17 protein-coding genes are annotated in these 20444 nt (G+C 72.0%); 8 read left to right on the top strand and 9 right to left on the bottom strand.

Annotation, left to right across the window (positions count from 1 at the left end; translation table 11 throughout):
• Window positions 1-43: 43 nt before the first annotated feature.
• The 3 genes from FVE25_RS43610 to FVE25_RS43600 all read left to right on the top strand — a co-directional run bounded on the left by FVE25_RS43610 (window position 44) and on the right by FVE25_RS43600 (window position 3611).
• Window positions 44-1051, top strand: coding sequence for a trypsin-like serine peptidase (locus FVE25_RS43610; protein ID WP_157253406.1), 1008 nt, complete (start codon window positions 44-46; stop codon window positions 1049-1051).
• Window positions 1052-1106: 55 nt separating this feature from the next.
• The gene (locus FVE25_RS43605) at window positions 1107-2258 is read left to right on the top strand and encodes a trypsin-like serine peptidase (RefSeq protein ID WP_246268385.1); all 1152 of its coding nucleotides are present in this window, start codon (window positions 1107-1109) and stop codon (window positions 2256-2258) included.
• A gap of 93 nt (window positions 2259-2351) precedes the next feature.
• Window positions 2352-3611, top strand: coding sequence for a serine hydrolase domain-containing protein (locus FVE25_RS43600; protein WP_157253405.1), 1260 nt, complete (start codon window positions 2352-2354; stop codon window positions 3609-3611).
• On the opposite strand, the gene FVE25_RS43595 is transcribed toward FVE25_RS43600, so the two are convergent.
• Together FVE25_RS43595 and FVE25_RS43590 are read right to left on the bottom strand one after the other, a co-directional pair.
• Window positions 3581-4234 carry a response regulator gene (locus tag FVE25_RS43595; protein ID WP_157253404.1) on the bottom strand — a complete coding sequence of 218 codons (654 nt, stop codon included), beginning with the start codon at window positions 4232-4234 and terminating at the stop codon, window positions 3581-3583. The two genes, FVE25_RS43600 and FVE25_RS43595, sit on opposite strands and share 31 nt — an antisense overlap.
• Complete coding sequence (locus FVE25_RS43590) at window positions 4231-5316, bottom strand: sensor histidine kinase (RefSeq protein WP_157253403.1); 1086 nt, start codon at window positions 5314-5316, stop codon at window positions 4231-4233. Before FVE25_RS43590 ends, FVE25_RS43595 begins: the two co-directional genes overlap by 4 nt.
• 112 nt (window positions 5317-5428) lie before the next feature.
• On the opposite strand from FVE25_RS43590, the gene FVE25_RS43585 reads away from it, so the two are divergent.
• Together FVE25_RS43585 and FVE25_RS43580 are read left to right on the top strand one after the other, a co-directional pair.
• The gene (locus tag FVE25_RS43585) at window positions 5429-6793 is read left to right on the top strand and encodes an MFS transporter (protein ID WP_157253402.1); all 1365 of its coding nucleotides are present in this window, start codon (window positions 5429-5431) and stop codon (window positions 6791-6793) included.
• The gene (locus FVE25_RS43580; RefSeq protein ID WP_157253401.1) at window positions 6790-8799 is read left to right on the top strand and encodes a S9 family peptidase; all 2010 of its coding nucleotides are present in this window, start codon (window positions 6790-6792) and stop codon (window positions 8797-8799) included. Before FVE25_RS43585 ends, FVE25_RS43580 begins: the two co-directional genes overlap by 4 nt.
• Here FVE25_RS43580 and FVE25_RS43575 read toward each other — a convergent pair.
• Window positions 8788-10215, bottom strand: a complete 1428-nt coding sequence (locus FVE25_RS43575; protein ID WP_157253400.1) for an aldehyde dehydrogenase family protein — start codon at window positions 10213-10215, stop codon at window positions 8788-8790. The genes FVE25_RS43580 and FVE25_RS43575 overlap by 12 nt on opposite strands.
• 107 nt (window positions 10216-10322) lie before the next feature.
• On the bottom strand, window positions 10323-10859 hold the full coding sequence (locus FVE25_RS43570; protein WP_219825917.1) for a hypothetical protein: 537 nt from the start codon (window positions 10857-10859) through the stop codon (window positions 10323-10325).
• Window positions 10860-11109: 250 nt separating this feature from the next.
• On the opposite strand from FVE25_RS43570, the gene FVE25_RS43565 reads away from it, so the two are divergent.
• Window positions 11110-11727 carry a TetR/AcrR family transcriptional regulator gene (locus tag FVE25_RS43565; RefSeq protein WP_157253399.1) on the top strand — a complete coding sequence of 206 codons (618 nt, stop codon included), beginning with the start codon at window positions 11110-11112 and terminating at the stop codon, window positions 11725-11727.
• A gap of 1 nt (window position 11728) precedes the next feature.
• On the opposite strand, the gene FVE25_RS43560 is transcribed toward FVE25_RS43565, so the two are convergent.
• The gene (locus FVE25_RS43560; RefSeq protein WP_157253398.1) at window positions 11729-13138 is read right to left on the bottom strand and encodes a PucR family transcriptional regulator; all 1410 of its coding nucleotides are present in this window, start codon (window positions 13136-13138) and stop codon (window positions 11729-11731) included.
• A gap of 87 nt (window positions 13139-13225) precedes the next feature.
• Between FVE25_RS43560 and gabT the strand changes: the two genes are divergently transcribed.
• Together gabT and FVE25_RS43550 are read left to right on the top strand one after the other, a co-directional pair.
• Window positions 13226-14542: a 4-aminobutyrate--2-oxoglutarate transaminase gene (gene gabT, locus FVE25_RS43555; RefSeq protein ID WP_157253397.1), complete on the top strand. Its 1317-nt coding sequence runs from the start codon at window positions 13226-13228 to the stop codon at window positions 14540-14542.
• A gap of 175 nt (window positions 14543-14717) precedes the next feature.
• Window positions 14718-14933: a hypothetical protein gene (locus FVE25_RS43550; protein ID WP_246268383.1), complete on the top strand. Its 216-nt coding sequence runs from the start codon at window positions 14718-14720 to the stop codon at window positions 14931-14933.
• On the opposite strand, the gene FVE25_RS43545 is transcribed toward FVE25_RS43550, so the two are convergent.
• The 4 genes from FVE25_RS43545 to FVE25_RS43530 all read right to left on the bottom strand — a co-directional run bounded on the left by FVE25_RS43545 (window position 14930) and on the right by FVE25_RS43530 (window position 20344).
• Entirely contained in the window at window positions 14930-16135 is a 1206-nt protein-coding gene (locus tag FVE25_RS43545; protein WP_157253396.1) for a saccharopine dehydrogenase family protein, read from the bottom strand. The genes FVE25_RS43550 and FVE25_RS43545 overlap by 4 nt on opposite strands.
• Before the next feature lie 185 nt (window positions 16136-16320).
• Window positions 16321-17505, bottom strand: coding sequence for an extracellular solute-binding protein (locus FVE25_RS43540; protein WP_157253395.1), 1185 nt, complete (start codon window positions 17503-17505; stop codon window positions 16321-16323).
• 56 nt (window positions 17506-17561) lie between these two features.
• Window positions 17562-19070, bottom strand: coding sequence for a CoA-acylating methylmalonate-semialdehyde dehydrogenase (locus FVE25_RS43535; protein WP_157253394.1), 1509 nt, complete (start codon window positions 19068-19070; stop codon window positions 17562-17564).
• Entirely contained in the window at window positions 19067-20344 is a 1278-nt protein-coding gene (locus tag FVE25_RS43530; RefSeq protein WP_157253393.1) for an aspartate aminotransferase family protein, read from the bottom strand. The genes FVE25_RS43535 and FVE25_RS43530 overlap by 4 nt, the downstream gene beginning before the upstream one ends.
• Window positions 20345-20444 lie beyond the last annotated feature (100 nt).

Below are 20444 nucleotides of genomic sequence, written 5' to 3'. Positions count from 1 at the left end.
CCGCTACCTTTCCAAGCCGAGATCCGGTTTCGGGAGGTATGTAATGCACCGCAGAGTCACTCTGCTGTCGATCGCCGCCCTCGCGGCCGGGAGCGTCCTGCTCCCGGCCGGGGCGGCGCAGGCGGCGACCGCACCGGCCGCGGCGGGCCCCAAGCCCGTCGCGCGCACGGCCGCCGACAGCAAGTCCGAGCAGCGCGCCGTCCAGTCCTATTGGACGCCGCAGAAGATGGAGGACGCGCAGCCGCTCACTCCCCCCGCTCCCAAGACCGGCGGCAAGTACGGCCCCGGCAGCCCCGGCGAACCCACCAGAGGCATCCCCTTCACCGCCCCGCCCACCGACGCCACCGGGCAGCAGGCCGCCCAGGCCGGCGGCGGCGCCCCGTGGACCCGCGACGGCGCCGTCACCAGGACCACCGGCCGGGTCTTCTTCACCTACCAGGGACGCAACGCCTCCTGCTCGGGATCGGCCGTGACCAGCGCCAACAAGAGCGTCGTCATCACCGCCGGCCACTGCGTGAAGATGGGCGGCGCCTTCCACACCAACTGGGTCTTCGTCCCCGGCTACACCGCCGGCCAGCGGCCCCACGGCACCTGGGTGGCCACCAAGCTCCTCACCACGTCGCAGTGGAACGCCCGCGAGGACATCAACTTCGACATGGCCGCCGCCGTGGTCGCCCCGCTGCAGGGCAGGACGCTCACCGACGCGGTGGGCGGGCAGGGGGTCGCGTTCAACCAGGCCCGCCGGCTCCAGATGCACGCCTTCGGCTACCCGGCGGCGGCGCCGTACGACGGGTCGAAGCTGATCTACTGCGCCGGGCGCACGTTCGACGACTTCCTGCTCTCCAGGGATCACGGGCTGACGTGTAACATGACCGGCGGTTCGAGCGGCGGCCCCTGGTTCCAGAATTTCACCGAGGCGTCCGGGCTGGGCACGCTCAACTCGGTCAACAGCTTCAAATACAACTTCGCGCCGAACTGGATGTTCGGCCCGTATTTCGGGGCAGAAGCCCAAGCCGTCTACAACTCCGCCCAGACCACGGACGCCCTCTAACTCATTTACCGAAAGTAGTCACAAGACCACCCGACGTAGTGCACACTCGGGGGTCATGACCCTGAGCACCCCCCTGCTGGCGGCAGCCCCGCTCGTCGCGGGGCTGGTGGGCCCGGCCCTCATCGGTGCCACCCCCGCCCAGCAGCCGGCCGACCGCCCGTCCGTCTCCAGAGTCGAGCGCTCGGCCGCCCGCACCGAGGTCGTCGAGCACGTCGCCGCCCGCACCCCCGCGGACCAGCAGCGCGTGCTCGGCTACTGGACGCCCGGGCGCATGGCCGGCGCGCTGCCGATCGACATGCTCGGCATCGTCACCAAGGGCGGCGGCCTGCTCGGCGGCACCTCCAAGAACGGCGGCCCGTCCAAGAACGGCGGCCCGCTCGCCAAGAACGGTGACCTGCTCTCCAAGGACGGCGTGCTCAGCGGCATCTCCAGCGAATCCGGTCTCGGCGCCAAACCCGACGTGTCCGGCGGCAGCGCGCAGATCGTCATCCCGCGCCGCCAGTCGGCCCGCCCCCAGAGCACTACCTCCGGCTCCCGCTGGGTGACCGGCGGCCTGGTGTCCCAGACGACCGGCCGCGTCTTCCTCACCGTCGACGAGGTGGACTTCGTCTGCTCGGCGGGCACGATCCGCAGCGCCAACCGGGACGTCGTGGTCACCGCCGGGCACTGCGTCAAGGACGGGGCCGGGGAATGGGCCAAGAACTGGACGTTCGTCCCCGGTTACCAAGAGGGCGGCGGCCAGCCGTACGGCGCCTACACGGCGCGCCGCATGTTCGTGGCCGGGCCGTGGTCACGCGGCGGCGACGACAGCTACGACGTGGGCATGGTCGCCCTCAACACCTCCAACGGCAGGCACGTCACCGACGTGGTGGGGTCCCAGGAGATCGCCTTCAACGCCCGGCGCGGCGGGCAGGCGTACGGCTTCGGATACCCGGCCGATCCGCCCTACGACGGCGAGCACCTCTACTACTGCGCCGGACGGCTGCGCGAGGATCCCTACGGCCAGACGCGTGACCAGGGGCTCGGCTGTGACATGACCGCCGGGTCCAGCGGCGGGCCGTGGCTGACCCGCTTCGACCCGGCCACGGGCAAGGGCACGGTGACGTCGGTGAGCAGCTTCAAGTACTCCGACGACCAGGGCACGATGTACGGCCCCTACCTCGGCGACTCGGCCCGCGCCCTGTTCAACACCGCCCAGCGTTCCTAGGTGCTACCAAAGTAGGTTTCGCCCGTCCCGAACGTTGCCTGAAGCCGCCACGCCCTTGAGCCGCCGCCCGGCGACTGGTGAAACTCGCCCGGTATGGAAGAGATGCTTGCCCGGCTGGGTATCACGGGCGCCCAGGTAGCGGTGCTGGACGGCAACGGCTTGCGGGAGACCGCGTACGGCACGGCCAACGCCGAGCTGGGCCTGCCCATGACGACGGACACCCTGATCCAGGCCGGGTCCACGACCAAGTTGTGCACGGCCGCGCTGGCGATGATCCTGGTGGGCGAGGGCCTGCTCGACCTGGACGCGCCGGTGCGCGAGCACCTGCCCGAGCTGCGGGTGGCCCACGGCGACCGGGTCACCCTGCGCCACCTGTTGTCGATGACCGCCGGCATCGACAACGGCTTCTACGACGACCCCGCCGACTATCTGGCCACGCTGAGCGATCTGGAGCCGTTGTTCGAGCCCGGCGAAGGCTACAGCTACAGCAACGCCTCCACGGTGATCGCCGGAACGCTGGCCGCGCGGAGGGCGGGCACGAGCTGGGACCTGGCGCTGCGCGAGCGGGTGCTGGAGCCGCTGGGCCTGCGCCATTCGGTGACGCTGCAGGAGGAGTTGCCCTACCATCGCGTGGCGGTCGGCCACGGCCCGGACGGCGCGGTGGTGCGCCCCTGGACGTTCTCCCGCGCCTCCGGCCCGGCGGGGAGCACGCTGTGCACGACCGCGGGCGACCTGGCCAGGTTCGGTGAAGCGTTCCTGCGCGGCCCGGTGTTGCCGGCGAAGGTCAGGCAGGCGATGCAGGAGCCCCAGGTGACGCTCCCCACCCGGCGTTTCGCCGAGCAGTGGTGCCTCGGCCCTTACCGGCGCCGGCTTGGGAACCTGGTCGTCCACGGCCACAGCGGCACTAACCTCGGCGGCTCCTCCACCCTGGTGTGGACCGAGGACACGGTCGTGGCGGTGATCTGCAACTCGCCGCACGCCGGTTACCCCCTGGCCGCGGCGGTGATCGAGGAGGTGCTGGGCACCGGGTTCCACGACGTGCGGCCGGACGGGCGCCCGGTCGAGGACGCCACGCCGTACGTCGGCTTCTACGCGGCGTGCGACATGCGCTACGAGGTGAGCGCGGCCGGCGGCGAGCTGCTGCTGACGCTGCGCGATCCGGCCTCGGGCGAGGCCGGCCCGCCGGTGAGGCTGCTGCCGCTGGAGGGCGACCGGTTCCTGCCCGAGCAGGACCTGTCCGGCGGGCGGGGCTGGGACCTGGCCTTCGTGGTGCGCGACGGCCGGGCGGTGCGCCTGGTCAACGGCGCGTTCGCGGCCCGGCGCTACGAGCGCGAGACCAGGTCGGCGTCGTAGGCCAGCAACGCGGCCTGGGTGCGGTTGGCGCAGCCCAGCTTGGCCAGCATCCGTGAGACGTATCCCTTGACCGTCGTCTCGCTGAGGAACAACCGCGCCCCGATCTGCGCGTTGGACAGACCCTCGCCCAGGCAGACGAGCACGTCGCGCTCGCGCTCGGTGAGCCCCGCGACCGCGGCTCTGGCGGTACGGCGGGCGGGCTCGCCGGGCGCGAAGGCGGCGACCAGGCGGCCGATCACGACCGGGGAGAGGATCGCCTGGCCGTCGGCGGCCACCCTGACGATGTCGATGAGATCCTCCGGATCGGTGTCCTTCAGAACGAACCCGGCGGCGCCCGCGCGCAGCGCCCGCACCACGTACTCGTCGAGGTCGAACGTGGTCAGCATGATGATCTTCGGCGGGTACGGCAGCACCGCCGCGTGCTCGGTGGCGGTCAGGCCGTCCACGCCGGGCATCCGGATGTCCATGAGCACGACCTGCGGCGCCAGCCGGACCATCGCCTCGACGGCCTCGGCGCCGTCGTACGCCTCGCCGACGATCTCCAGGTCGCCCGCGCGGGACAGGATCGCCCGCAGGTGCGCGCAGACCATGCGCTCGTCGTCCACGAGCAGGACCCGGGTCACGCCGCCGCCCCCTGACCGGGCAGCACGGCCACGAGCTCGAAGCGGCCGGAGTCGGTCCAGCCCGCGCTGAAGGCGCCGCCGACGAGCTCCACCCGCTGGCGCAGGCCGAGCAGCCCGGAGCCGGAGGCGGGGAACGCGCCGGACGTCCGGCCCGCCGGGTTGCCGACGGTGACGCGCACCCCGCCTTCGTGGCCGCTCAGCCGTACGTCCACCTCGGCGCCCGGAGCGTGCTTGCGCGCGTTGGTCAGCGCCTCCTGGACCACGCGGTAGGCGGTGCGGCCCAGCGCGGCGGAGACCTCGAGGCCGGCGTCCTGCCGCAGCTTGACCCGCAGGCCGGACTCGGCGACCAGGCGGGAGACGTCCAGCAGGGTCGGCTGGGGCGCCAGCTCGGCCGGGCCGCTGTCGCGCAGCACGCCGACCACCTCGCGCAGCTCGCCGAGCGCCCGGCGGCCGGTGGCGCGGATCTCCTCGGCCGCCCGCCGTACCTCCTCGTCCGGCGCGGCCATGCGCAACGACCCGGCCTGCAGCACCATGAGGCTGACGTGGTGGGTGACCACGTCGTGCACCTCGCGGGCCAGCCGGGTGCGCTCCTCGGCCCTGGCCTCCCTGGCGGCCTTCTCGGCCAGCGCGGTGTCGAGGCGGCGGCGGCTGTCGATGTACAAGCCCAGCACACTGGCCGGGATCACGGCCAGGCCGCCGATCGACAGCAGGTGCACGGCGGTGGTCAGGTCGCGCGGCTCCCACAGATGCGACAGCACCGCCAGCCACAGCGCGGCGACCACGATCACCCGCCGCCGGTCGTCCTGATGCGCCCCCAGCGAGTACAGCGCGAACGGCATCGCCAGCGGGAGCTCGGCGTACCCCAGCGGCAGCATCGCCACCGCCACGGCCAGGGGGTGGCGCCGCCGGGCCAGCAGCATGAGCGCGGCCACCGCCTGGATCCAGACCCCCCGCCACGGCACCTCGGGCACCAGGACCATGGGCACGGCCCCGTTCATCACCAGGTCGCTGCCGACCCCCGCCACGCCCACCCCGACGGCGAGCGCGACGTCACCCAGCAGCCTGACGGCTCGCGCGTTCATGCCGACCACGCTACCCATGCAGGTCAGGGCCACGGATGCAACGAAAGTAGGTATCCGGTCAGTCCCTTCGGGGCTCGTGCCGCCCCCGCCGCTCACGTGATCCTCGACTGCCATGAACGATGGGCTGAGCAGGGATGACGCCCGGGCCGTCCTCGGGGTGACCGGGCGGGGCGACGACAGCGCGCCGCTGCTGCGCACCTTGCGGGAGCACGGCACCGGCCTGACCTTCCTCACGGCGCTGGGCGGGCTGGCCGTGGTGGACAACTTCCAGACCCAGGCTTTCGGGGTTCTGGCGCCGGAGGTCGCCGCCTCGCTGGGCCTGGAACCGGGCTCGCTGGCCACGATCCTCGCCGTGCAGGGCGTGGCCGCCGGAGCCGCGCCGTTCGCCGTGGCCGCGCTGCTGCGCCGCTATCCCCACCGGGTACGGCTGGCCGTCGCCACCGGCTTCGGCTGGAGCCTGGCCACGCTGTTCACCGGCCTGGTCGACGGGCCCGTGGCCCTGGCCGCGCTGATGCTGGTCAACGGCGCGAGCACGGGAGCGGTGGCGCTGCTGCACCCGCCGCTTCTCATGGACGCCTACCCGCCGCCCGCCCGGATGCGGGTGATGTCCTGGTACTCCTCGGCCTCCCCGCTGGCCGGCGCCCTGGCGCCGCTGGTGATCGCCGCGCTGGTGTCGTGGCTGGGCCTGGACTGGCGCGCGGTCTTCGCCTGCCTGGGCGCGGTCTCACTGCTGGCCTGCGTGTACGCGCTGCGGCTGCGCGAGCCGGTCCTGGGCCGCTGGGACGTGGCGGAACTGCGTTCCCGGGCCGGGCTCGGGCAGGAGCAGCCGCACGGCGAGCAGGGATTCTGGCGGACGGTCCGCCGCGTGCTGGCCGTGCCCTCGGTGCGCCGGCTGTGCCTGGGGCTGACCGCCCTGGGGACGCTGGCCGTGCCGTACGGCGTGGCCGTCTCGGCCCTCCTGGAGGGCGAGTACGCGCTGCCTCCCGGTCAGCGCGGCCTGTTCACCGGGGCGGCGGCGGTGACCTCGATCCTGGCGCTGGCCCTGTTCGGCGGCCGGGCCGAGGCGGCCTACCGGGCCGGGCCCGCGCGGTTCATGTTCCTGTCCGGCGGGGCGCTGGCCGCCTCGGCGCTGGCCTTCGGGGCGTCGGCGCTCTCGCCCGCGCTCTGGCTGATGCTCTGCCTGCTCGCGCTGGGCCAGGCGCTGCTGGCGGTGGTCGGGCCCTGCCTGTTCATCGGCGCCCTGTCGGTGATCAGGCCGGCCGACCGGGCGCACGCCATGGCCGCCCTGGGGCTGGTCGTCGCGCTCGGCGGGGTGCTGGGGGCCGGCCTGCTCGGGCTGGCCGCCTCGCCGCAGGCCGCGCTTCCCCTTCTGACGATTCCGGCGCTGCTGGGCGCCTGGGCCGTCGCGAGCATCCGCAAGACCCTCATGGGCGATCTGGACGCCCTCATCGACCACGCGATCGGAGAAAACCGATGAACGACCGTTTCCGCCGTGCCGCCGCGCTCCTGCCGGACCGCGAGCCCGACCTGGTACGCCTGGCGACGATCACACCTGTTTGGGAGGGGGACTCGTTCTGGTACACCGCGCCTGAGGGCCGGGTCCGGATTTTTCCTGAAACCGGGGAGCGGGTGACGGAACCCGCCGGCGAACCTGACGAGGGTGCCGGTGTCCCCGGGGAGGCCGCCGGTGAACGCTACGCCGTCGCCGTACGAGATGGAAACCTGCTGGTCAACGGCCGGCCACTGACCACCGACGGCGTGCCGGGACACGCCTACGGCCTGCCCAGCGACCAGGGCGCGATGCCGATCATGGCCGTTCAGCTGGGCATGGACACCCCGCCGGAGCTGGCCTGGGCGCCCGGCGGCCGCCGGTTCGTCACCCAGCGGGTGGACCAGCGGCACGTCCCCACGCTGACGCTCACGCAGTCCTGCCCGCCCGGCGGCGGCCCGCGCCCGCTGGCGCACACCCGGCACTACGAGATGCCCGGCGATCCCCTGCCGACCGTCCAGCACATGATCTTCGACGCGGCGACCGGCGAGCGCGTCGACGTCGATCTGCCGCCGCTGACCTTCACCCACGACACGCCGCTCGGCATCGGCCGCCTCTGGTGGTGCGGCGACGACACCCTGTGGCTGCTGTACGGCACGCGCGGCGCCAAGGCGGCCCGCCTCTACCGGATCGACGCCAGGACCGGCCACGCCGAGCGGGTGCTGGAGGAGAAGTCGGAGACCGTCCAGCTGTCCGGCCCGCTCCTCGTGGACGCGCCGCTGGTCAGGACCCACGGCGACGAGGTGCTGTGGTACTCGGAGCGGACCGGCTGGGGCCACCTGTACCGGTATGTGGACGGGCAGGTGGTGAACGCGGTGACCGAGGGCGAGTGGATGGTCCGCGAGATCCTTCACCTCGACTGGACGGCCAGGCAGGTCGTGTTCGCCTCCGGCGGCCACGGCGGCAACCCCTACGACCGGCGCATCTGCCGGGCCGGCCTGGACGGCGGCGGCGTCACCGTGCTGACGCCCGAGGACGCCGACCACCAGGGCCAGGTCTCCCCCGACGGCCGCTGGCTGATCGACACCTACGCCACGCCCGGGACCCCCGCCGTCACCGTCCTGCGGGACGCCTCCGGCGCCGTCGTCACGGAACTCGCGCGGGCCGACCTCTCGGCGCTGATCGAAGCCGGGTGGCGGGCGCCGGAGCGCTTCACCGCCAAGGCCGCCGACGGCGTCACCGACGTGCACGGGCTGCTCTACCTGCCGGCCGGCTTCGACCCCGACGGCAGCTACCCGATCGTGGACTCCATCTACAACGGACCGCAGCTCGCCCGCCAGGCGCGCATCACGGTCCGCGGCTACCCGATCGACCCGTGGCTGCTCGACCCGGCCGGGCACGCGCCCGCGCTGGCCGCGCTCGGGTTCGCCGTCGTGGTGATGGACGGCCGCGGCACCCCCTTCCGCGGCAAGCGCTTCCAGGACGCCTCCTACGGCGACCCGGCCTGCTCGGCGGGGCTGGCCGACCATGTGGCCGCCATCGGGCAGCTCGCCGCCGAACGCCCCTACCTCGATCTGACGCGCGTGGGCGTCACCGGGCACTCGGGCGGCGGCGCGGCCACCGCCCGCGCGCTGCTCACCTACCCGGACTTCTTCCACGTGGGCGTCGCCTCGGCCGGGGACTACGAGCACGACGCCTACTACGCCGTCTGGGGCGAGACGTACCAGGGACCGCCGCCCCAGGACTACGCCGCGCACTCGCTGGCCGGGCTGGCCGGGAACCTCCGGGGCAAGCTGATGATCGTCTTCGGCGAGATGGACGACAACTGTCACCCGGGCATGTCGCTGCGGCTGATCGACGCCCTGATCCGGGCCGACGCCGACTTCGAGATGCTCATGGTGCCGAACGCCGCCCACGGCTACCTGCACGCCGAGGAGTACGTGCAGCGCCGCCAGTGGGAGTTCCTGACCCGCCACCTGCTCCTAGAGGGATAGCCCGGTCAGGACCATCACCTTCTCGTAGGTGTAGTCCTCCATGGCCGAGTGCAGGCCCTCGCGGCCGACGCCGGAGTCCTTGACGCCGCCGTACGGCATCTGGTCGGCCCGGTAGGACGGCACGTCGCCGATGATCACGCCGCCGACCTCCAGCTCCCGGTTGGCCCGGAAGGCGGCGTCCAGCGACTTGGTGAAGATCCCGGCCTGCAGGCCGTACTTGGAGTCGTTGACCATCGCGTACGCCTCGTCGATCGAGGCGGCGGGCTGGAGGATCATGACGGGCCCGAACACCTCCTCGACGTTGACCTTGGCGTCGTGCGGCACCTCGGCCAGCACGGTCGGGGCGACCGTGGCGCCGTCGCGGGTGCCGCCGGCCAGGACCTTCGCCCCGGCGCCGACCGCCTCGCCCACCCACTGTTCCACGCGCTCGGCGGCGGCGACGGAGACGAGCGGACCCACCTGGGTCTTCTCGTCGGCGGGGTCGCCGGTGACGAGGGCTTCCACGGCGGGCAGCAGGCGCTCGACGAACGCGTCGTACACCGGCCGCTCGACGATCACGCGCTGTACGGCGATGCAGCTCTGCCCGGCCTGGTAGTTGGAGAACAGGGCGACGCGCTGGGCGGCCCAGTCGAGGTCGGCGTCGGCCAGGACCACCGCGGCCGCGTTGCCGCCCAGCTCGAGGGTGACGTGCTTGCGGGGGATCTGGTCGGCGATGGCGTAGCCGACGGGGGCGGAGCCGGTGAAGGAGACGACCGGCAGCCGGGGGTCGTTGACCAGGTCCCCGGCGCGCTCGTTCTCGATCGGCAGCACGGAGAACATGCCGGCCGGCAGGTCGGTCTCGGCCAGGATGTCGCCCAGCACCAGCGAGCTGAGCGGGGTGGCCGGCGCGGGCTTGACGATCACCGGGGCGCCGACGGCGATCGCGGGGGCGACCTTGTGGGCGACGAGGTTGAGGGGGAAGTTGAACGGCGTGATCGCCAGCACGGGACCCTTGGGCACGCGGGTGACGTAGGCCAGGCGACCGGCGGCGGCGGGTTCGGTGTCGAGCCGCTGCGTACCGCCGGACCAGCGGCGGGTCTCCTCGGCGGCGAACCGGAACGTCGCGATGGCCCGGTTCACCTCGCCGCGGGCCCACATGATCGGCTTGCCGTTCTCGGACATGATCAGGTGGGCGATCTCGTCGGCCCGCTCGGCCAGCCGGCGCGAGACGTGGGCGAGCGCTTCCGCGCGCACGTGGACGGGGAGGGCGGCGGCCTGCTTGGCCACCGCCGCGGCGGCCGCGACGGCCTCTTCGACCTGGGCGGCGGTCGGCACCGAATATCGCCCGACCTCGCGACCGTCGTGGGGATTGGTCACGGTGAGCTCTGCGTCCCCGGTGGCGGGGCGCCCGGCGAGCCAGAAGGTACGAACGTCCATACCCCGACGTTATGCCACGGCGTGGATCGTGGAACTGCACCGGGGTGCACAAGAGCCCCCCGCGCACTGGCCGTTGCGTACAACCGGCCACGTGGCGGGGGTGGTGTTCAGAGCCAGCCGATCCTGGCGTTCGTCAGCCGGGCGCCCGGCGGCGCGGCGCCCAGTTCGCCGGCGCGCACCCGCTCGAGCAGCCGCCCGGCCGCCTCGACGATCTCGGGCGCCGCCTCCCGCAGCGCCGTCCTGTCCTGCTCACCCAGCGCCGACAACGGCCCGTCGGCCTCGGACAGCCGGGTGGCCAGCCAGCTCAGCGGATCGGCCGACAGCTCGCGATCGAACACCCGCGAGCTCGGATCCCAGTCGGTGAACTCCGGGTGGTGATGGGTCCGGTCGAAGCTGCCGGGCCGGCCCGCCACGGACTCCAGCAGGTCCACCCGCCAGATCGGCCGGCCCGCGGAGAACGGCTGGGCGGAGTAGATCGACCCCTTGAGCTCGCCCCGGTCGAGTTCTCTCACCTCCAGCCGGACGCCGTGCTCGGCGCCCTCCTGTCCCTTGGCCGGGTTCGGGTCGACGAAGTACAGATCGCTCAGCAGGACACCGGTCTGTTCGAAGCCGAAGACGTACAGCACGGAGACACCCTCCTCCATCCATCCGGGCAGTCTCTGTGACGTTACTCCGGGGAAGAGTTCCCAAGGTGCGCAACACCACCGCTGACCTCGCCCGTTACCGTGAGCCCCAAGTGTTGACCTGCGTTGTAACAGAAGTAGTACTAAAGCGGGATGTTTACCTTGTGAAGCGGTTTGAACGGTCGTCGCCGCGGCTAAGTCAAGGTGTGCGGGTCTCCAGCGCGGTGGGCCCCCGAGCAAGAGAGGCGTGGGCCCCGTGACCGGACATCATGTGTCGGCCCCGCTTGGGCTCCAGGGCGCCTACCTTGTCGGCGAGCGCGCCGGGCAGGACGAACTCCGCTCGCGCCTCCTCGACGTCGCCGTCGGCCTGCTCGCCAGCGACGGCCCGGAGAGCCTCACCATCCGGAGGATCGCCGCCGAGGCCGGATGCACCGCGCCGGTGATCTACACGATGTTCGGCAGCAGGGAGGGCCTGGCAGAAGCCCTGTACCTGGAGGGATTCGAAAGGTTCCGCCGCTACCTCGAGGCCGTCCCGCACAGGAGGGACCCCTTCGAGCACCTCACCGCTCTCGGCCCCGCCTACCGCCAGGCGTGCCTGGCCGAGCCCGGCTTCTACTCGCTGATGTTCGAACGCGCCATCCCCGGCTTCGAGCCCAGCGAGCGCGCCAGAACCCTGGCCAGGGCCGCCCTGAACATCCTCGACCGGGTCATCGCCGACTGCATCGCCCAGGGCTACCTGATCCCCACCCAGCCCAGGAAGATCGCCGACGCGCTGTGGGCCGCCGCCCAGGGCGCCATCAGCCTGGAGCGCGCCGGGCACCTGCGCGACGGCCGCACCTACGAGGCGGTCACCACGGCCACCATCTGCTGCTACCTGGTCAACAAATAGCTCAACCAGTGGCTTCGAGCGCGATCCACAGCTCGGCCCGCACCCCGGGGTCGTCCAGGTCGCGCCCGAGCAGTTCGGCGACCCGTTTCATCCGGTAGCGCAACGTGTGCCGGTGAATGCCCAGCCGTTGCGCCGCCGCGTCCCAGTGCCCGTTGCTGGCCAGGTAGGCGCGCAGCGAGCCGACCAGGTCGGCGCGGGAGCCGTACCTGCTGAGCGGGGCCAGCGTCGCGGCCGAGAACGCCTGCGCGGCCGCCGGGTCCAGCAGCGCGAGCAGGCCCTGCCCGGCCAGGTCGGCGAAGCGCACGAGCCCGCCGTCGCTGGCCTGGAAGGCGCGCCTGGCCTGGTCGAGCGCGCCGCGCAGCTCGCCGTACGAGCTGGGTCCGCTGAGCCCGGCCGCTCCGGCGTGCGCGGCCACGCGCTCGGCCGCCTCCGCCGCGGCCACGGCCACGCTCAGCCCCGGCGCGGTCGTGGCGGTGAAGGCGTGGGGCTCGAGGAGGTCGAGCGCGTCCGGGGCGGCGGCGAGGACCGCCACCGGTTCCTCGGGCAGCCCGCCGCCGAGCGCGCCGAGGATCGCCCGCGCCTGCTCCACCGCGCCGGCGAGCAGCAGCTCCAGTACGGCGGCGCGCACTCTGCGCTCGGCCTCCAGGTAGGCGTTCCCCCGCTCGACGGCCAGCGTGAGCAGCGAGCCCGCGGCGTTGATCACGGTGTGGGTGACGGGTGAGAAGGCGTGGGCCGCGCCGACGGCGAAGAACCCGCGCGGCCGGGCCCCACCGCCCAGGGGCTGCACGACGACCTGTCCTTCGGGCCCGGAGATGGCCAGGCTCGCCGGGAAGCGGCCGTCGGCGTCGGGAGACAGGTCCGCGGCCACGGTCTCGGCTCGCGCGCCCGGGGTGGCGTGGCGGACCGCGCCGGTCTCGTCCAGCAGGGCCGCCCAGCCGTCCACCTCCTTGGCCAGGCGGTCGATGACGGCGTTCATGCCCTCGGGCCGGAGGGCGGCGCGGGTCAGGCGGCCCTGGGCGGCGAAGGCGCGGGTGATCTCCTCGTACTGCTCGGCGGCCAGCAGTTCGCTGACGACCTTGCCGATGGCGATGAAGGGGGTTTCCCGCGGCACTTCGAGCAGCGGCAGGCCGGCGGTCGTCGCGGCGGCGACCAGTTCGGAGGGCACGGTGTCGTGGGTGAGGCCCACGCCGAAGCCGAGCCCGGCGACGCCGCGCTCCACCAGGCGGGCGACGTAGGGTGTGAAGTTGCCGGTCAGCCGCATCCCGGTGGTCAGCAGCAGTTCGGAGCCCTCCAGGAAGGGCGTGGGATCCTCCAGCTCGCTGACCGCGACCCAGCGGACGGCGGGGTCCAGCGAGCCGGCCAGCGGCCGCAGGCCCATCCGTCGCACGACGGTCCGCAGTGAGGGTGCCATCTTTGTCCAGTCCGGCCTATTGAGACCCCTCAAGTGTGACATATCGACGTATCGGCGCAGGGCAGCGCCGGCCGTACCGTCGTCACCATGAGCATTCCGCAGGAGCGTCGTCTCGTCACCGCCATCCCCGGGCCCAAGTCCCAGGAGCTGCTGGCCCGTAAGCAGGCCGCCGTGCCCACGGGCATTGGCACCACGCTGCCCGTGTTCGTCACGCGGGCGGGCGGCGGCGTGCTCGAGGACGCCGACGGGAACGCGCTGATCGACTTCGGCTCCGGCATCGCCGTGACCAACGTGGGCAACGCCGCCCCGCGCGTGGTCGAGCGGGTGCGCAAGCAGGTGGCCGACTTCACCCACACCTGTTTCATGGTCACGCCGTACGAGTCGTACGTGCAGGTCTGCGAGAAGCTCAACCAGCTCACCCCCGGCGACCACGAGAAGCGCACGTTCCTGGTGAACTCCGGCGCCGAGGCCGTGGAGAACGCGGTCAAGGTCGCCCGCTACGCCACCGGCCGCCAGGCGGTCGTCGTCTTCGACCACGGCTACCACGGCCGCACGCTGCTGACGATGACGCTGACCGCCAAGAACATGCCGTACAAGCAGGGTTTCGGCCCCTACGCGCCGGAGGTGTACCGGGTGCCGCTGGCCTACCCGTTCCGCTGGCCCGGCGAGAACCCGGCCGAGGAGGCGTACGCCCAGGCCGTGGACATGATCGAGAAGCAGATCGGCGCGGGGAACGTGGCGGCCGTGGTGATCGAGCCGATCGCCGGCGAGGGCGGGTTCATCGAGCCGGCCAAGGGCTTCCTGCCGAAGATCGCCCAGTACTGCCGGGACAACGGCATCGTCTTCGTCGCCGACGAGGTGCAGACCGGCTTCGCCCGCACCGGCGACCTGTTCGCCTGCGAGGACGAGGGCGTGGTGCCCGACATCATCTGCACCGCCAAGGGCATCGCCGGCGGCCTGCCGCTGGCCGCGGTCACCGGCCGCGCGGAGCTCATGGACAAGGTGCACGCGGGCGGCCTCGGCGGCACCTACGGCGGCAACCCGCTGGCCTGCGAGGCCGCGCTCGGCGTGCTGGAGACGATCGAGCAGGACGACCTGGTGGCCAGGGCCCGCCGCATCGGCGAGATCATGCTCCCCCGCCTGCGCGCGATGCAGGAGCGCTTCCCGGTCATCGGCGACGTGCGCGGGCGCGGCGCCATGATCGCCGTCGAACTGGTCGAGCCCGGGACGAAGAACCCGAACCCGGCCGCCGTCCAGGAGGTCATCAAGCGCTGCCACGCCGAGGGCCTGGTCGTGCTCTCCGCGGGCACCTACGGCAACGTGCTGCGCTTCCTGCCGCCGCTGGTCATCCCGGAGCACCTGCTGGAGGAGGGTCTCGGCATCCTGGAGAAGGCGTTCTCCTGACATAGCTCGAAAAACAGGGCCATCCCCAATAGCCGGGGATGGTCCTGTTTGTTGCTGTACGGCAGGCCAAACAGCCGTGATTTCACCAGGGCTTGACGCTGTCCTAGCCGACGACCGGACCCCCCGGGGTTATAACGGATCCGGGTATGCGGGTGGGCGATCACCTGGGGGAGTGATGGACTGGGGCCCGATGCTGACGTTCGACCCTGACGGCCTGACCTTGGCCCAGCTCGACGGCGACGCCTGCGTGGTCTGCCACAAGCGGTGGCCCCGGCCACGGGTGCGCGTCGGGCGCTTCCCCGACGACTCCGCGGTCCTGGCCTGCCACGACTGCGCGGAGGCGGTCAGGCCCGCCCCGCTGGCGACCGTCGTCGCCTTCCCCGCGCGCTAAGCGGCCTGCCGCATCCCCCACGGCGAGCCGTACTCCTGGAGCAGGTCGAGGAAGGGCACGGCGTCGAACGCCTCGGGCCCGAGCACGCCCGATCCCTTCCAGCCGCCGGTCGCCAGCAGTTCCAGCGCCACGACCGGGTGGATGGCGGTCTGCCAGACGACGGCCTGCGAGCCGTACTCCTTCATCGACCACTCGTTGTCGACCACGTGGTACATGTACACCTCACGCGGCGTGCCGTCCTTGCCGGTGCCCTTGACCCAGGTCCCGGCGCAGGTCTTGCCGCGCATGCGCCCGCCCAGCGTGGCCGGGTCGGGCAGCCGGGCGGCGACGAGGTCGCGCGGCGCCACCTCGGCCCCGCCCACCTTCACCTTGTCGGCGCTGTCGAGCCCGAGCTTGTGCAGGGTCTTGAGCACGCCGATGAACTCCTCGCCGAGCCCGTACTTGAACGTCACGCGCCGCGCGTCGATCCAGCGCGGCACAAGCAGCACCTCCTCGTGCTCGACGTTGACGCACTCGACCGGCCCGATGCCCTCGGGGAAGTCGAAGATCTCCGGCTCGGAGAACGGCTCGGTGGTGCGCCACTCGCCGTCCTCCCAGACGACGGGCGGGTTGAGGCACTCCTCGATCGTGGTCCAGATGGAGAACGTGGGGGCGAAGTCGTAGCCGTCCACGACCAGGTTGGAGCCGTCGCGAACGCCGATCTCGTCGATGCTCGCGAAGAGGTGGTCGGCGGCGTAGCGGGCGAAGACGTCGGCCAGCCCCGGCTCCACCCCCATCCCGACCAGGGCGAGCGTGCCGCGCTCACGCCAGCGCGGGTCGAGCGCGAACTGCTGGTCGCCGAGCTTGACCCCGGTCTTGCGGTACGGCTCGCGCGGATGCGGCTGGGACAGCGACATGGCCATGTCGAGGTAGCAGGCCCCGGTCTCCAGGGCGGCCTCGAACAGCGGCATGGTGAAGCGGGGGTCGACGGCGTTGAACAGCACGTCGCAGTCGTGGGCCCGCAGCGCCTCGGCGACCTGGGCCCGGTCGGCGGCGTCGAGCTCGATGGCGCTGAACCTGGGGTCGTCGACCTGGGCGACCGCTCGCGCGGCCCGGCCCTGTTTGGAGTCGGCGACCACGATGTGTGCGAAGAAATCTCGGCGGGCGGCGATGGGCACGACGGCCGAACCGACGCCACCGGCGCCGACAAGGAGGATTCTCATGGCCACAGACTTTCACTGACTGGGTATTCAGTCAATCGCACGGCCAGCCGCTTGTCCCGATATTTCGTGAAAAGGGAGGCGCCCCGGGTCGGGGGGAACGCCCAGGGCGCCTCAGGCAGGCGCAACCCAGCGGGGGGACGGGCGCGCCCGCAGCATGGTCAAGCGGGGCCCCCGAGATCCCTCGCTCACTTCACAAGCTCACGCCACCGCTTCCGCCAGGTGGCATAGTCAGTGCATTCCCCTTCCGGCGGCCGGCAATCCCCCGGCGGCCGAACCGCGAACTCGATCCCGTCGAGTTTCGCGCCCTTGCCCGCCCCGTACGCCGCGCAGACGAGCCTGGCCTCGTCCTTGCACGCCTTCTCGCCGGCCGGCGCCAGCCCGTTCCAGCTCGCCGCGGCCTGCTGTGTCTTGGCCGAGGCCGTCCAGGCCAGCCACCGGTAGGCGCACTCCTGGTTGCCGCCCGCCCCGAGCATCCACGAATCCACCCAGCCGGTGGTCCGCGCCGTCTTGATCGCCTTCACCGGCTTGCCCGCCGCCCGCAACACCAGCCGCAGGTACGGCGTGGCCTGCGCATAGTCCAGCCGCCCGGTGGCGAACCCCTTCACCACGTCCACCGGGCTCCCCCAGTAGGTGCGCCCCGGCTGCCCCTCGAGCGTGGTCATCACCCGCTGCAGCTCCGCCGCCGTCAGCTCGTAGGGGCTGCCGGACGTCTTCCAGGCCAGCGCCGCGTCGGCGATCGTCAGCGGGTCGTCCTGGAGCGCCGCCTTGGGCGAGGTGAACACCTGCTCCAGGCTGGGCTTCTTGATCCGGTCGGCGTCGTAGAGGTACTCGTGGGCCCCCCACAGGAACGGCACGCCGTACACCTTGCCGCCCACGGTGGTGAGCTCGCGCAGCGGCTCGGACAGGTCGGCGTACCCGGGGACCTTGGCCTCGTTGATCGGGCTGACCTGCTTGCCGGCGATCAGCTCTCCCGCCAGGTCGGGCCCGGCGGAGATGACGTCGTAGGAGCGCTGGCCGAGCTGCGCCTCCATCTCCTCGCGGTTCTGGACCTGGTCGAGGCGGGCGATGCGGCAGCCGGTCTCCTTCTCGAACGTGCCGACCCAGTTGACCTTGGGGCTGGTGCCGCCGTACTCGGCGTAGCCGCGGTAGGTGAGGATCTGGAGGGTGCCGTCGCTCGGGGTCGGCGTCGACTTCGGGGACGGTGTGCCCGTCGCGGACGGCGTGGGCGCGGCCGAGGGGGAGGGCGCCTTCGACGCGGACGGCGCCTTCGACGTGGACGGCGACGGGATGGCGGCCGCCTGGCCGGCGCCGGCCGGGGTCAGGACCAGGGCCAGCGCGGCCAACGCCAGAGCCGGTGTGCGGCGCTTCAAACGGATGCCCCCTTCTCGTTCCGCTCGGCTGGAGCTTACCGGGAAGGGGGGACCGCTCACTTGTTGGTCGGGAAGCCCAGGTTCACCCCGCCGTGCGACGGGTCGAGCCAGCGCGAGGTCACGACCTTGCCGCGGGTGTAGAAGTGCACGCCCTCGGTGCCGTGCACGTGGGTGTCGCCGAACAGCGACGCCTTCCACCCGCCGAAGCTGTAGAAGGCCATCGGCACCGGGATCGGCACGTTGATGCCGACCATGCCGACCTCGACCTCGTTCTGGAAGCGCCGGGCCGCGCCGCCGTCGTTGGTGAAGACGGCGGTGCCGTTGCCGAACTCGAGCCCGTTGATCAGCCGCAGACCGTCCTCATAGGAGGAGACGCGCACGATCGACAGCACCGGGCCGAAGATCTCCTCGGTGTGCACGCGGGAGCCGGCCGGCACGTGGTCCAGCACGGTCGGGCCGAGCCAGAAGCCGGGCGTCTCGGCCGCGGCGGCGCCGCCGAGCACCTGCGTCCGCCTGCCGTCCACGACCAGCGTGGCGCCTTCCGAGACGCCGAGGTCCAGGTAGGAGGCGACCTTGTCGCGGTGCGGCCCGGTGACCAGCGGGCCCATCTCCGAGCGCGGGTCGTCGCCGGGGCCGATCACGAGCTTGTCCACCCGCTCGACGATCTTCTTGACCAGGTCGTCGCCGATCGGGTCCACGGCCAGCACGACCGAGATCGCCATGCAGCGCTCGCCCGCCGAGCCGAACCCGGCCGAGACCGCCGAGTCGGCCACCAGGTCGAGGTCGGCGTCCGGCAGCACCAGCATGTGGTTCTTGGCGCCGCCGAGCGCCTGGACGCGCTTGCCGTGCGCGGTCCCGGTCTCGTAGACGTAGCGGGCGATCGGGGTGGAGCCGACGAACGAGACCGCCTTCACGTCCGGGTGCTCCAGCAGCCGGTCCACGGCGACCTTGTCACCCTGCACGACGCCGAAGACGCCGTCGGGCAGCCCCGCCTCCTGCCACAGCCGGGCCATGAGCAGCGAGGCCGAGGGGTCCTTCTCGGACGGCTTGAGAATGAAGGCGTTCCCGCAGGCGATCGCGATCGGGAACATCCACATCGGCACCATCGCCGGGAAGTTGAACGGCGTGATCCCGGCCACGACGCCGAGCGGCTGCCGGATGGAGTACGAGTCCACCCGCGTCGAGACGCCCTCGGAGAAGCCGCCTTTGAGCAGGTGCGGGATGCCGCAGGCGAACTCCACGACCTCCAGGCCGCGGGCCACCTCGCCGAGCGCGTCGGAGTGCACCTTGCCGTGCTCGGCGGAGATCAGCGCCGCCAGCTCGTCCCGGTGGGCGTACATGAGCTCGCGGAAGCGGAACAGCACCTGCGACCGCTTGACCAGCGACGCGTCCCGCCACTGCGGCCAGGCGGCGACGGCCGCGGCCACCGCCGCGTCCACGTCCGCGGCCGTGGCCATCGTGACGGTCCCGCTGACCTCGCCGGTCGCCGGGTTGAAGATCTCCTGCGTACGGCTGCCGCCGTCCGCGGGAGAGCCGTTGATCCAGTGGGTGATGACCTTGCTCATGAGGTGCTTTCGTTGTCGATGGTCTCCAGGCAGTCGACGATGATGCCGAGTCCCTCGGCCGCCTCGTCGATCGTCAGCGTCAGCGGCGGCGCCATGCGGATGGCCGTGCCGTACAAGCCGCCCTTGCCCGCGAGCAGGCCCGCCTTCTTGCTCAGCTCCATGAAGCGCGCGGCCATCGCGGGCTCGGCCAGCTCGATCGCGAACATCAGGCCCCTGCCGCGCACGTCCTTCACGATCGGCAGGCGGGCCTGGGCCGCGCGCAGCCCGTCGATGATCAGCTTGCCGGTGCGGGCGGCGTTGGCCTGAAGGTCGTGATCGAGGACGTAGTCGAGGGTGGCGTTGGCGGCGGCCATCGAGATCGGGTTGCCGCCGAAGGTGGACAGGCCGACCGCGTGCAGTCCGTCCATGAGGTCGCCGCGGGCCACGAGGCCGCCGACCGCGAAGCCGTTGCCGAGTCCCTTGGCGAAGGTCATCATGTCGGGCGTCACGCCGTGGTTCTGGATGCCGAAGAACGCGCTGCCGGTGCGGCCCCAGCCTGTCTGCACCTCGTCGGAGATGAAGAAGACGCCCTCCTCGTCGAGCACCTCCTTGTAGGCGGCGAACAGCCCGTCGGGGGCCATCGTGAAGCCGCCGACGCCCTGGATCGGCTCGGCGATGAGCGCGGCCACGTCCTTGGTGACGGCGGTGGCCAGCACGTGGCGCAGGTCCTCGACGCACACCTTGATGTAGTCGGCGTCCGACAGCCCGCGGAACTGCCCCAGGTGCCGGTCGGCGCCGTGCAGGAAGTGCACGTTGAGCGGCGAGAGCGAGTTGTTCTTCCAGGTGCGGTTGCTGGTGACGCTGACCGCGCCGAAGCTGCGGCCGTGGTAGCTCTGGCGCATGGCGAGGACCTGGTCGCTCTTGCGCGCGTAGGTGGCCAGGAGCAGGGCGGTCTCGTTGGCCTCGGTGCCGGAGTTGGTGAAGAACACCTTCGCGTCCGGGATGCCGGAGAGCCGGGCGATCTTCTCGGCCAGCTCGATCTGCCCGCGCAGAAGGTAGACGGTGGAGGTGTGCACGACGCCGGTGGCCAGTTGCCGCTCGACGGCCTCGCGGACCTCCGGCACGTCGTAGCCGATCATGTTGGTCAGGATGCCGACGAAGAAGTCGAGGTAGCTCTTGCCGTCGCTGTCGACGACGCGGCTGCCTTTGCCGCTGACGATCTCGATGGGCTCGGTGTAGTTGAGGGCCAACCAGTTGGGCATGACCGCCCGGTGGCGCGCGAGAAGCTCCGACATGTTCCGAGTATCGCCGCATTTGGAAGTGGGTCATACACACAATCTGTCGGATTCGGGCTAGGAAGCTTTACAGAACGTCACTCTTGCGAAGGCGAGACAG

The organism is Nonomuraea typhae (assembly GCF_009760925.1).
GTDB lineage: Bacteria > Actinomycetota > Actinomycetes > Streptosporangiales > Streptosporangiaceae > Nonomuraea > Nonomuraea typhae.
The sequence above is the reverse complement of the archived record's forward strand: the minus strand, read 5'-3'. Positions and strand labels throughout refer to the sequence as shown.